Source organism: Microcystis viridis FACHB-1342 (genome assembly GCF_014698335.1).
GTDB classification, from domain to species: domain Bacteria; phylum Cyanobacteriota; class Cyanobacteriia; order Cyanobacteriales; family Microcystaceae; genus Microcystis; species Microcystis ichthyoblabe_A.
On sequence record NZ_JACJSV010000031.1, the window covers coordinates 15,317 to 27,810 of the forward strand.

Annotated in this window: 10 protein-coding genes; 6 read left to right on the top strand and 4 right to left on the bottom strand. The window is 42.9% G+C overall.

What is annotated here, in order from left to right:
• Nucleotides 1–227: 227 nt before the first annotated feature.
• Nucleotides 228–1,214, top strand: coding sequence for a porphobilinogen synthase (gene hemB / locus H6G40_RS11815; protein ID WP_002735900.1), 987 nt, complete (start codon nucleotides 228–230; stop codon nucleotides 1,212–1,214).
• 117 nt (nucleotides 1,215–1,331) lie between these two features.
• Here hemB and H6G40_RS11820 read toward each other — a convergent pair whose 3' ends face one another.
• Nucleotides 1,332–3,977, bottom strand: coding sequence for a cation-translocating P-type ATPase (locus H6G40_RS11820; protein ID WP_190537720.1), 2,646 nt, complete (start codon nucleotides 3,975–3,977; stop codon nucleotides 1,332–1,334).
• Nucleotides 3,978–4,491: 514 nt separating this feature from the next.
• Nucleotides 4,492–6,582 (bottom strand): PD-(D/E)XK nuclease family protein, encoded by a 2,091-nt coding sequence (locus H6G40_RS11825; RefSeq protein ID WP_190537722.1) that lies wholly within the window; start codon nucleotides 6,580–6,582, stop codon nucleotides 4,492–4,494.
• A gap of 78 nt (nucleotides 6,583–6,660) precedes the next feature.
• Here H6G40_RS11825 and H6G40_RS11830 point away from each other — a divergent pair, with 78 nt between their 5' ends.
• The 4 genes from H6G40_RS11830 (at nucleotide 6,661) to vapC (ending at nucleotide 11,523) form a co-directional block, all read left to right on the top strand.
• Nucleotides 6,661–7,998: a proton extrusion protein PcxA gene (locus H6G40_RS11830; protein WP_103111855.1), complete on the top strand. Its 1,338-nt coding sequence runs from the start codon at nucleotides 6,661–6,663 to the stop codon at nucleotides 7,996–7,998.
• Nucleotides 7,999–8,424: 426 nt separating this feature from the next.
• Nucleotides 8,425–10,524, top strand: a complete 2,100-nt coding sequence (locus tag H6G40_RS11835) for a serine/threonine-protein kinase (RefSeq protein ID WP_190537724.1) — start codon at nucleotides 8,425–8,427, stop codon at nucleotides 10,522–10,524.
• A 394-nt stretch (nucleotides 10,525–10,918) separates the two neighbouring features.
• Nucleotides 10,919–11,113, top strand: a complete 195-nt coding sequence (locus tag H6G40_RS11840) for a type II toxin-antitoxin system VapB family antitoxin (protein WP_061432967.1) — start codon at nucleotides 10,919–10,921, stop codon at nucleotides 11,111–11,113.
• Nucleotides 11,110–11,523, top strand: a complete 414-nt coding sequence (gene vapC / locus H6G40_RS11845) for a type II toxin-antitoxin system VapC family toxin (RefSeq protein WP_069475728.1) — start codon at nucleotides 11,110–11,112, stop codon at nucleotides 11,521–11,523. The genes H6G40_RS11840 and vapC overlap by 4 nt, the downstream gene beginning before the upstream one ends.
• Here the strand turns inward: vapC and H6G40_RS11850 are convergent.
• Both H6G40_RS11850 and H6G40_RS11855 read right to left on the bottom strand, forming a co-directional pair.
• Nucleotides 11,507–11,860, bottom strand: a complete 354-nt coding sequence (locus H6G40_RS11850) for a DUF5615 family PIN-like protein (protein WP_069475727.1) — start codon at nucleotides 11,858–11,860, stop codon at nucleotides 11,507–11,509. The genes vapC and H6G40_RS11850 overlap by 17 nt on opposite strands.
• The gene (locus H6G40_RS11855) at nucleotides 11,857–12,093 is read right to left on the bottom strand and encodes a DUF433 domain-containing protein (protein ID WP_002758607.1); all 237 of its coding nucleotides are present in this window, start codon (nucleotides 12,091–12,093) and stop codon (nucleotides 11,857–11,859) included. The genes H6G40_RS11850 and H6G40_RS11855 overlap by 4 nt, the downstream gene beginning before the upstream one ends.
• Nucleotides 12,094–12,288: 195 nt before the next feature.
• On the opposite strand from H6G40_RS11855, the gene H6G40_RS11860 reads away from it, so the two are divergent.
• A complete protein-coding gene (locus tag H6G40_RS11860; protein WP_081330944.1) occupies nucleotides 12,289–12,462 on the top strand; it encodes a type II toxin-antitoxin system VapB family antitoxin in 174 nt (57 codons plus the stop codon).
• The last annotated feature ends 32 nt before the right edge of the window (nucleotides 12,463–12,494 follow it).

The following is a 12,494-nucleotide window of genomic DNA, read 5'->3' on the forward strand; positions in this document are numbered from 1 at the left end:
CTATAAAGATTAAATTTTAGTCAAATTGCTGGTTTTTCGCCCTCAAAACGACGATAAAGCCTCATTAGGTCAAAAATAATCTAAATAGTTTGATTAAGCTCAAAATAACTAAATATTGCGGATAGCTGCCGGCAGCCAGCTGCCGGCTGAATCGATTTGTGTTCATCCTCAGCAAAGATTTAAACTAAAGAATCGAGACAAGATTCCCGATTTAATCACAAAAAACTATGTTTCCTATTCATCGCCCCCGTCGTCTGCGTCAAACCCCTCAAATGCGCCGTCTGGTGAGTGAAACCGTCTTGACAGCCAATGACTTTATCTATCCCCTTTTCGCTACGACGGGGGAAGGTATTGCCCGGGAAGTCAAATCGATGCCGGGAGTGTACCAATTATCAATCGATAAAATTGTTGATGAAGCCAAGGAAGTGCGGGATTTAGGAATTCCAGCGATTATTTTATTCGGGCTGCCAGAAAGTAAAGACACAGAGGCGACGGGAGCATGGCACGATCATGGTATTGTGCAGAAAGCGGCCACAGCAATTAAAGAGGCAGTTCCCGATCTACTCATTGTCGCCGATACTTGTTTGTGTGAATATACCAACCATGGTCATTGTGGTTATCTGCAAACGGGGGATTTAACCGGCAGGGTGTTAAATGATCCCACTCTGGAATTATTGCAAAAAACCGCCGTTTCTCAGGTAAAAGCGGGAGTGGATATCATTGCACCGTCGGGAATGATGGATGGTTTTGTGCAGGCAATTCGTCAAGGATTGGATGAGGCGGGTTATAGTGATACACCGATTCTTTCCTATACGGCTAAATATGCCTCTGCCTATTATGGGCCGTTTCGGGATGCGGCTGATTCTACCCCCCAATTCGGCGATCGCAGAACCTACCAAATGGATCCGGGTAATGCCAGGGAAGCCTTAAAAGAGGTGGAATTAGACCTATTAGAGGGAGCAGATATGTTAATGGTAAAACCTGCCCTATCTTACCTGGATATTATCTGGAGAATCAAGGAAATGACTAATTTACCCGTGGCTGCCTACAATGTGTCGGGGGAATATTCAATGATTAAAGCGGCGGCGTTAAATGGCTGGATTGACGAAAAACGGGTGACTTTAGAGACTTTAACCAGCTTTAAACGGGCGGGTGCCGATATTATCTTAACCTACCACGCTAAGGATGCCGTGCGCTGGTTAGCAGAGGGTTAAACTTGATGATTGAACCCACCATGCCGATTATTGAGTAGGTAGGCACAATTCATTCAAGCAACTACATAGCGCACTGCTGCAACAATTTGTAACCGATCGTGGAATCTATGATGCCTTTTATTTTTGGGTGTTCAAGTGCCGACGGTTCCACAGTTTTAGTCCTTCAAACCAGAAAATACTGACAACTCCAGAAACTAAGCTGACCAGCAAATCATCAGTATGTAGAAATGAAAAGCCGAACAGGTGTCGTAACAAGGGAACATAGAGAACTAATCCCAAAAACAGCAGTCCACCGCCGATCACCCACCACAAAGCCTGATTAGGAGCTTGGAGCATTTCTGGAATCGTTCGGGACCAGGAACGATTGGTGAGAATCATAGCCAGGTTAGAGATAATCAATGTCGTAAATGCTAAGGCGCGAGCATTAAATTCACTATTGCCGTTGCTATAGGCGATCGCAAATACAATAACCAGTACCACTAAAACGCTGGTTCCTTGAAGCAAGGCTAATCGCAACGTCCGACGACTGAACAAGGGTTCTTTAGGATTACGGGGGGGACGACGCATAATATCGCTTTCTGCCGGTTCAGCTTCAAACACAACCGTGCAGGCCGGATCGATAATTAAGTGCAGAAAGGCAATGTGGATCGGGAGTAGCACCAAGGGCCAGCCAAACATGACTGGAATCAAGGACATACCCGCGATCGGAACGTGAACGGCCAAGGTATAGGCCATCCCCTTTTTCAGGTTGTCAAAGATACGTCTGCCCAGTTTGACCGATTCGACAATGGATGAAAAATCATCTTTCAACAGGACCAAATCGGCAGACTCGCGCGCTACATCCGTACCTCGTTCACCCATGGCAATGCCGATATGGGCAGACTTGAGGGCCGGGGCATCGTTGACACCATCACCGGTCATGGCCACAATTTCCCCGGAGCGTTTCAGTGCATTGACAATCAATAGTTTTTGTTCGGGGACGACACGGGCAAAGATGTTGGTGCTTTGAATGCGATCGCGCAGTTCCGACTCACCCATTTGCTCCAGTTCCCTACCGGTGATCACCTTGTCTAAAGGCCTGAGTCCAATCTGACGGGCAATGTTCTGGGCTGTTACCGGATAATCACCCGTAATCATGACAACGCGAATTCCCGCACCATAGCATTCAGCGATCGCAGGTGCCACAGTAGGACGCACGGGGTCTTCCAGTCCGATCAGTCCCACAAATTCAAACTCAAAGTCGTGTTGTTGAACAGGTAAGCGATCGTCAGATTCTAAGTAGGCTAGAGGCCCGGATGACTCAAGAGCGTGAGTTTTGGGTAATGTTCCCATTTTGCGTCCTTGGGCAACTCCCAGAACTCGCAAACCCTCTCCGGCCATTGCCTGGATCTGTTCGACAAGCTCCTGTTGTTGAATCGGGCTGAAATGGCAGAGATCGGCGATCGCTTCTGGGGCCCCTTTTGCCGCAACGGTAAGCTCCCCCGTCAGGGATTCCCAGACACAGGACATGGCCAAGAGATCGGTGGACAGGGGATATTCGCGCAGTAGTTGCCAATCGCTATGCAGGTGTTCAGTCTTGGCTAGGTAATCCCAACCAATTTGCTGCAACGCTTTCTCCATCGGGTCAAAGGGATCTTTGCGACTCGCTAGAATACCAAACTCGATCAGGGGATGAAGGACTTCGGGCAAGGGTTCGCGCTCGTGGAGCGTCACATCGTACAGATAAGCATTGGAGCCGCTGTAAACCAACAATTGTTTGACGGCCATTTGGTTCAATGTCAGGGTTCCAGTCTTATCGACACAAAGAACGGTGACAGAACCCAGGGTTTCAACCACTGGAATGCGACGGGTTAGTACCTGTTTTTGCGAGAATCGCCACGCTCCCAGAGCCAGAAAGATGGCCAGGACCACCGGAATTTCATTGGGCAAAATTGCCATCGCCAGGGCTAATCCTGCCAAAAAGCCATGCAACCAATCGGCCCGGGTTAATCCATAAATCACGACCACCGCCGCACAAATGGCCAGCGCGATCATCGTCAATTTACCGACAATGCGACGGGTTTCTTTTTGTAAGACCGTGTCTTCCGGTTCAACCGTTTGCAGAGCTTTGCCAATTTTTCCCATTTCAGTGCCGATACCCGTTGCTTGCACCTGGGCAATGCCCTGCCCTTGTACCGCCAGAGTGCCAGAATAGACAGTGGGTAAGTCGTCTCCACCCGGTCTCAAGGTGGCTGAAAGCTGCTTCGGGTCTTCTTCTAGCTGGATGGTGCGTTTCCTGACCGGAACAGACTCTCCGGTTAACAGCGATTCATCAATCGTCAAGTGAGTGGACCACAGCAAAATCGCATCCGCAGGAACGCGATCGCCCTCCTCCACCACGATCAGATCGCCCTGTACCACTTCCCGGCCGGCAATCCGCTGCCGTTCCCCATCTCGAATCACCAAGGCCCGCGGACTGGATAAGTCCCGCAGTGCTTCTAGAGAACGTTCCGTTTTTTGCTCCTGGTAAAGATTGATGCCAATAATAAAAAAGACAAACCCCAGTAAAATTAGAGCTTCTTGTGCATCACCCAAAAAGAGGTAGATGACACCACAGGCAATTAGGAGCAGGAAAATCGGCTCTTGGATAATGTCTAGGGCGATGGTTAAAAAAGTACGATGCTGAGTTGAGGGGAGTTCGTTGTAGCCGTGCTGTTTCAAGCGCTCACTAGCTTCTTGGCTAGACAACCCGTTAAACTGCCTATTTTGTATAGGTGCAACCATAACAATTACCTAGGTTTTTCACACAGGCTATTCTCGCACACAGAGAGTGGGTAAGCTGTACTGAATTTAAACTGCGTATTAACAATTTTAGTACAAATGCTCAAACTTCCTCTCCCTGCTCCCAACTCTGACACTCCGGTGCAGTCTTAACGGCTAATTTAAGTAGCTGGTTATAATTAAATTAAAAATGGATTTTAGGTTCGATCCCCCCTGCCCCCCTTGATAAGGGGTGTGCCGATCCCCCCTTAGTCCCCCCTTTAATCCCCCCTTAATAAGGGGGGCATCTGACAACTTTTAACGCCTACCTACTTAGATAGTCAAGAGCTTGGCCGGTCGTCAAGACCAAATTAGGTTATAAGCTCAGACGCATCTTAACCGCCTATCCTTAGATTAGCTGAATCTCCCCCAATCCTTTTACTAAGTACCTAAGCAAAATTAATTACACATATCTAACCCCCCCTTTGCCTATTGCCTATTGCCTCTCCTAACCAAGAAGTTAATTTTTTTCTAGTGCTTAATCATATTCTTTTGCCGCTTGTACTAAGGATAAAAGTTGTCCAGTTTGATCGGTTCCCGATACTCCTAAATCACTGTGACAGAGGATAACTTTTTCGCTTACCCTTGCTAATAAATCCCTTAAAACTCTCTGTAAACGGTCCTGATTTTCCTCTAATTCTGCTTCCGTTGTCCAGGGTTGATAGGGACTTTTTCGCCAAAAAATTGGCGCAGCAAAAAGAGTAGCAGCACCTCCTTGTTCCCAGAGTGGGGAAGAACAATCTAGCCAAAAATGCCAACGATGACTAGAACGAAAAGAACGATATTGAAAGATATTGCCTAGGGTAACTGCTGAGGAAGATTTAATAAATTGTCGCACAGGATAGGGATTAGCGGTAATTGTACCACGGCGCAAAAGTTGGATAAACTGACTAATAGTTTCGCTGGGACTTTGAAAAGAGGGTTCACTCTCACGCAAACGGCGATCAATCTCCCAAAAATGTTGGGCAGTTTCCATTAATTCTCGCAAAGCTGCCAAGTGATCGAAGGGCAAATTTTCCCCATCGTTTAATAATTGTTCGATCGCTTGATTTAAGACAAAAATCGGGAAAAGTTTGGCTTCCTGCTGCCGTTTTTTCATCCCTTCGATCCAGTGACAAATTCTTTCGTAGGCAGTACAAGCTTTTTGTCCTAAGCGATCCCAACGGGGAAAAGTTTCGATCGCTAATAAACGAGGATTTTCCAGATCCACTTGATAACAATGATCGGCAATTAATCCAGCGCGAACCGGATCGATATCGGGAATTAAATTTTGTTCTTCATCCCAGCGATAACGGCTAAAAATCACCAGCATTTCCGCTATAGCCTCTTGGGGGGCTAAACGCCCCAAATTTTCATAAACAAGGGCGAGAAGGGTCAATAATGCCCGAATCAGAGGACAACTGATCAGGGGTCGTTGTTCGTTCAGGGGTTGAACGGCTATCCCGGCACCGGTTAAAATTTCCATCAGGCTATAACGGGCGATTTCGTCTAAACCGGGGGCAATAACGGCGATTTCTTCGGGTTTTACTGCCCCTTGCTTGACTGCTTGAATAATAGCTGTGGCTGTCTTCCGTAACAATTCAGCGCGAGAGGTGGTTTGCAGGGAGATGAATTGATCGGGAAGATTGCCAAGATAGTTACCGTCGCTGATTAGGGAGAGAATCGTCTCGCTAAACTGAGCAGCTAACCCCTCAGTGGTGGATAATGACATAATTTGACAGCGTTTCTCTAATTCGTGTAGATAATCGGGATCGGCAGTTAATCCTAAGCGGATTTTTCCCTGGGGATTGTAGGTAAAAACGCTAAAACAATCATGATCGAGGAAAAAACTGAGTAAATCCTTGGCAATAGCCGGATAATCGTCCACATCGTCCGCAAAAACCCCCCGGAAGCGTTTTAATAGTTGCTGTTGATAGCGACTATCAGGAAATAAATAGCGCCAATAGAGTTCGTAGATGATACCATAACTTAATAAACCACGTTCTAGAGACCAATCACGCCATTGAATGATTAATTCTCCTACTTTTTCTGGTGTTTCCTGCTCATTAATCGCTAAAACTCGTTTTAGATCTGTTTCTGATAATCCTTCGGCTAATCTTTCGGGTATCTTTTCTGCGGGAACACCACTAGCACCGGCTAATTGTAACAAATCGAGAACTTGACGCACGAAACGATATTCATTTATGCTAGTAAGCTGGAAGAATTCGGCGATTGCTGGTTGCCAGAGACGGGTGGCGAGTTCCTGCTCCGTTTCTGGGCGTAATCGGCGGGGAAATTGCGCTTTTAGCTCCAAAAACTCGAAAATTAACGGCCAAAACAGGATGACTTCATCGGTGAGAAAACCTAAAGGGGTTTTACAGAGAATCGGATAGCTACCCCTAACAGCAATGGCTAATCGATCAGCTAATTCCCGTTTATTATCATCGTTGGCAGCGAAAACTAAGATCGATCGAGGAAGGGGGGATGATTTTGAGCGATCGCGAGACACCCAGCGCCGAAATTCCCCGACTAAAGTGGTGGTTTTTCCTGATCGCGTGCCACCTTCGATCCAAATTGGTATGATTGACATCGTTTTTTCTCGATTGTATTTGTTAAGATAACTGATCGGTACTCTAGCTTTTCTCCCTTGTGGAAGTAATTGTTTCCTATGAATCTTAATCGGATTTTGCAAGGTGTTAATCAATGGTTATTACAAACTCCTGAACGTTCTTTAGATGAGGCGTATCATGCAGCTTTGAAGATTAAGGAGATAGAAGACAAGCATTTTCAAGGGCGAAAAGTGGCGAATGAATTCTCGAATTATGGCCGCAGCACTAATTCCTATTTTATCGCAGAAGTTAAAGGTTATCTGCAAAAAATTAAAGTCAGATTGACGGAGTTTAAAGCTAGTCGCTCGATCGTTAATACCTTCGGACCCAATCAACCGACAATTAGTAATGGGGTGATTACTGTCACCACAGATGTTTGTCTGAAAAAACTTCAGTTTATCGATAGTGTTATCGGAAAATATCAAGATAATTATTGGCAAGAAGATATTGAAGATGTCCCCAAAAGTCTCCAGAACCGAAATTTTGAGCAGGAAACAGCCAAAAATAAAACTTCCAGGAATCGCTCTTTTTTAGCGGCGGGTAGTATTGAAGATGAGGAAATAATCAAAAGTAATAAATCCCAAAAAGCTACGGAAAAACCGGGGGTTTTGCCCCGTTCTTTTGTCAACACTTTTAATCGCATTAAACAGGAAATTGATCCCCAAGCGGAGGAATCGGAGGAGGCAGTTTTAAAGAAATTTCGCAATTCTCGTTATAAAACAGCCATTTCCCTCAAGTTTATTTTACTGTTAATTATTGTTCCTTTATTAACCCAGCAATTAACCAAAACTTTCCTAATTACCCCCTTGGTTAATAAATATTTCCAACAACAGGAACAGTTTATTTTTATCAATCAGGATTTAGAAGAAGAAGCTTTTTCGGAATTGAGAAGATTTGAGGAAGCTTTACATTTTCGAGGTATGATTGGTTTAGCACCCAAATTATCTAACGAAGAAATCGAGGGAGAAATTACCAAAAAAGCAGCGGTACTAAGTGAAGAATTTCGCCAACGAGGTTTAAATGCGATCGCTAATATTTTCGCCGATATTTGTTCCCTGATTGCCTTTGGTTGTGTTGTCGCTTTTAGTCGTCGAGAAATTGAGATTGTCAAGTCTTTTCTGGATGGCATTCTCTATAATCTTAGCGATTCAGCTAAAGCTTTTTTAATTATTCTTTTTACCGATATATTTGTCGGTTTCCACTCTCCCCACGGTTGGGAAGTGATCCTAGAAGGGTTAAGTCGTCATTTCGGTTTACCAGAAAATCGCCAGTTTAATTTTCTCTTTATCGCCACTTTTCCCGTTATCTTGGATACAGTCTTAAAATATTGGATTTTCCGTTATCTCAATCGCATTTCTCCCTCGGCAGTGGCTACCTATCGTAATATGAATGAATAGGGTAAAATCAGGGAGAAACTTGATAATTTACCCTTCTAATTTTGGGGGATAATTTGGCTGCATCTCAGATTTGCAGAAATACCGACAATCAGCAATTATCAGTGACTCTTAAATTATTACAGATATATCAGCAGCTGTTTGTAAGCATCCCACCGAAAAACTAATGCACGGGGGGGTTTTCAGCTATTTATTCCGATAAATCGACTAAAAACGTTGCCAGATAAGGATTGGAGAGAATGACATTGGAGAGAGTGAAAGAACCCTAGGGAGCGTTGATTCATGAATCAACCTACAAACCACGACGTTTTGAAAAATGCAATATCTCTCTTCAATTTAATCATAACTACTTACTTATGATAAAATGCTATCAAGGTCAGGGAGGGAAAACTTGCAATTATTAACCCAATAAAATAACTGATAGCCGAGATGAAACCCTGTTACTGCATTAATCCCGATTGTTCTCAACCAGACCATCCGAGTAATAATAACTCGAATACTCGTTACTGTCAAAGTTGCGGCTCTGAGTTGTTGTTAAATGGTAAATATAGGGTGAGTCGGTTATTGAGTGATACGACCGGTTTTGGCGTTGTTTATGAGGCTTTTGAAGGTTTTACAGCCAAAATCCTCAAGGTATTACAAGAAAAATGGAATAATGAACCGAAAGCAGTGGAATTATTTAAACGGGAATATGACGTTTTATTAGAGTTGAGTCGTCAAAATGTCACCGGTGTTCCTCGCGCAGATACCTATTTTCAATATTCCACGAGGGAAGGGAAAATATTACACTGTTTAGTTATGGAAAAAGTGGAGGGTATTGATTTAGAACAGTGGCTAAACCAGTATGATAAATTAAGTCAAAAACGAGCCTTAAAATGGCTGAGAGAAATCACTTTAATTCTCGATAAAATTCATCAACAGAATTGGCTGCATCGAGATATTAAACCCCCTAATATCATGCTGCGGAATAGTGGCGAGTTGGTGTTAATTGATTTTGGCACAGCAAGGGAAGAAACCCAAACCTATCATCAAAAGGTAAAAGGTCAACAGGTGACAGGTATTACCTCAGCCGGATATACACCCAATGAACAACAACATGGCCAAGCAGTGATTCAATCAGATTTTCATGCTTTAGGACGAACTTTTGTGCATTTATTAACCGGAAAACATCCCTTAGAAATTTATGATCCGATTAATGATGTTTTACCTTGGCGAGAAGAAACGGAAAATATTCACCCGTCATTGTTGGATTTTATTGATGAGTTAATGGGAAGATTACCCAAGAATAGACCGGCTAATACTAGGGTTATTTTACAGCGTTTGGATGAGATTGAACGACAATTAAAGTTACCTCCTATAACTCCTAATAGACCATCTCCACCAGCACCAAATCCGCCTCCTGTTGTAACTCAAAAACAACCGCCGGTTATTCCTAAGATTAATCCTTCTCCGCCAGTTTCACCTGTAGCTGTACCCAAAAAAACACCAGCACAACCGGTTAAAAATAATAATCTGAGAAATGGATTAATAGCTCTTGGTGGAGTTTTGTTATTAGGAGTAGGAATAACGCAAGGTTATGGTTATTTTAAATATAAAAATTTTCCTGCTAGTCCTCAATTATTAATATCTGATTTATCTAGTCTTCGCTTCTTAGATAAAACCCTAACTGGTCATTCTGATACGGTTTCGTCAGTGGTATATAGTCCCGATGTCCGCTATTTAGCTAGTGGGAGTAGTGACAAAACTATCAAAATTTGGGAGGTAGCAACGGGAAAAGAATTGCGTACCCTTACTGGTCATTCTAGCTGGGTTAGTTCAGTGGTATATAGTCCCGATGGCCGCTATTTAGCTAGTGGGAGTTATGACAATACTATCAAAATTTGGGAGGTAGCAACGGGAAAACAATTGCGTACTCTTACTGGTCATTCTTTCTGGGTTAACTCAGTAGTATATAGTCCTGATGGCCGCTATTTAGCTAGTGGGAGTCTTGACAAAACTATCAAAATTTGGGAGGTAGCAACGGGAAAACAATTGCGTACTCTTACTGGTCATTCTTTCTGGGTTAACTCAGTAGTATATAGTCCCGATGGCCGCTATTTAGCTAGTGGGAATGGTGACAAAACTATCAAAATTTGGGAGGTAGCAACGGGAAAAGAACTGCCTACCTTTACTGGTCATTCTAGTGTGGTTTTGTCAGTGGTATATAGTCCCGATGGCCGCTATTTAGCTAGTGGGAGTCGTGACAAAACTATCAAAATTTGGGAGGTAGCAACGGGAAAAGAATTGCGTACCCTTACTGGTCATTCTAGTCTGGTTTACTCAGTAGCATATAGTCCCGATGGTCGCTATTTAGCTAGTGGGAGTTATGACAATACTATCAAAATTTGGCGGGTGGCAACGGGAAAAGAATTGCGTACCCTTACTGGTCATTCTGATGTGGTTATCTCAGTAGTATATAGTCCCGATGGCCGCTATTTAGCTAGTGGAAGTGGTGACAAAACTATCAAAATTTGGCGGGTGGGACAGTAAACTTGTGTTTGGGGTGACAGCAATAACTTTTGTCTATCAAAAATGAGCGACACTTGCGGGAAACTGCACCGATGTCTTTAAAAATGTTGGGTTTTGGCTCAAATTATTGAATCGAGCAGTTTTCTTCTAAATAGGGTATGCGGCAAAAAGTACGGGCGAAGCATTCGGATAGAAAATCTACAGTTTCACCGATAGGTTATTGTCCGAATGCTTCGCCCCTACAGGACGCGGGCCGATAAAGACGCAAGATTTTGAACGACGATTCTCTCACAATCTTGCACCTGTGGGAGCGAGAAAAGCCACAAAATCTCTACCTTGCTTACATCTCACATTTATTCAGCAAACCCTATATAATGTGTATATTAACAATCTACTATACACAACTAGGAATAGGATGACGACTAACATTATCATTGATGACCAACTCATGGCTGATGCTCTTAAAGCTACTGGTTTAAAGACTAAACAAGAAGTTGTTGAATTGGGTCTTAAGACTTTGATTCGGCTCAAACAACAGGAGAAAATTAAAGCCTTTAAAGGTAAGCTTAAATGGGAAGGAAACCTTGAGGAAATGAGGCACAATCAATGATTCTTGTGGATTCCAGTGTTTGGATTGATTATTTCAATGGTTATAATACTACGGAAACAACAGAACTTGATTTATTGCTGGGAGTTGAGCCGATAGCTATTGGTGATATTATTCTCACCGAAGTTCTCCAAGGTTTTAGGAGTGATAAGGATTATCAAATAGCCTATCACTTACTAACTTCATTGACCATTTATGATTTACTAGGTTTGAGAATGGCATTGAAAAGCGCGGACAATTATCGCCAGTTACGCAAGAAGGGGATAACTATTAGAAAAACTGCTGATGTTATTATTGCCTCCTTTTGTATTGAAAATAATCTTCCGCTGCTTTTTTCAGATAAAGATTTTATTCCTTTCGTGAAGCACTTAAAGCTAATTTCAGCTTGTCCTACTACTAATGATGAACGATGATTGAGTTGCGACTCATTTCTATTAAGGAATGTTGAGTAAAAAGTGCTTTTATTTGAGGTAAATTATTCTGAAATAATGCTTCTAATTCAACATTCGTAATATTACCCGTAGTCACTAGCAGAAGCTTATAAGGTTCTTGACTAATCAAAAATGAATCAAGAAAATCTCTGTCTTTGGTAATGACAATTCGATTTTGTTGAATTGAAAGAGCGTTAATTTCTGCATCTGTCGTGGCATTTTGTTGGGGTAAATCTTTAGTATGAATTGTATCATGACCAGCAGCTTGCAAAAAACGGGCTAAACGAACTGGCAATTGGGCATCGACTAAAAAGTTCATGGTGCAATTTGGTAGATGCTTTTTACCTGAGTTAATCGAGTGGCAAACAATAACGCCGCTAGAATATCCTCCCGTTCCAAATCATCGTAGTCGGCTAAAATGTCTTCGATACTCATGCCAGAACTAAGTAATTCTAGGATAAATTCAACAGGATAACGCAATCCTCGAAGGCAAGGTTTGCCATGACAGATATTTAAATCGAGGGTGATTCGCTGCCAAAGTTGGTTTTCCATAGGTAATTCAGTTGCTTGTAATCGTCCAATCTTCTCTCCGCCTACTTCTACTATGCACAATTCTGTCTTTAAGTCAAGTTGCTTTACAAAACTTTAAGCAATTTCTTGACAAAATTTAACCTTTTTTCTCATTTTTGAACCCTCGCAAATTAATTATGCAAGGGGTTTAATCTACTATACACAACTAGGGATACTATGAGAACTAACACTGTCATTGATGACCAACTCATGGCTGATGCTCTTAAAGCTACTGGACTCTCCTATTCTTTGTGTGATAAATTTAACTTCTATAGTAGTGATCGATCTTTGTGTCCTTTGTGTCTCTGTGGTTCGTTCCCCTCACTATTTATTGCCGGCAGTGTTCATTGACTATCTAGAGCAAAAAAAAACCAGTCTTCCCT

Bases quoted from the DNA above. Each gene is read 5' to 3' on its own strand.
- hemB (WP_002735900.1), top strand. From the start codon at position 228: ATGTTTCCTATTCATCGCCCCCGTCGTCTGCGTCAAACCCCTCAAATG.
- H6G40_RS11820 (WP_190537720.1), bottom strand. From the start codon at position 3,977: ATGGTTGCACCTATACAAAATAGGCAGTTTAACGGGTTGTCTAGCCAA.
- H6G40_RS11825 (WP_190537722.1), bottom strand. From the start codon at position 6,582: ATGTCAATCATACCAATTTGGATCGAAGGTGGCACGCGATCAGGAAAA.
- H6G40_RS11830 (WP_103111855.1), top strand. From the start codon at position 6,661: ATGAATCTTAATCGGATTTTGCAAGGTGTTAATCAATGGTTATTACAA.
- H6G40_RS11835 (WP_190537724.1), top strand. From the start codon at position 8,425: ATGAAACCCTGTTACTGCATTAATCCCGATTGTTCTCAACCAGACCAT.
- H6G40_RS11840 (WP_061432967.1), top strand. From the start codon at position 10,919: ATGACGACTAACATTATCATTGATGACCAACTCATGGCTGATGCTCTT.
- vapC (WP_069475728.1), top strand. From the start codon at position 11,110: ATGATTCTTGTGGATTCCAGTGTTTGGATTGATTATTTCAATGGTTAT.
- H6G40_RS11850 (WP_069475727.1), bottom strand. From the start codon at position 11,860: ATGAACTTTTTAGTCGATGCCCAATTGCCAGTTCGTTTAGCCCGTTTT.
- H6G40_RS11855 (WP_002758607.1), bottom strand. From the start codon at position 12,093: ATGGAAAACCAACTTTGGCAGCGAATCACCCTCGATTTAAATATCTGT.
- H6G40_RS11860 (WP_081330944.1), top strand. From the start codon at position 12,289: ATGAGAACTAACACTGTCATTGATGACCAACTCATGGCTGATGCTCTT.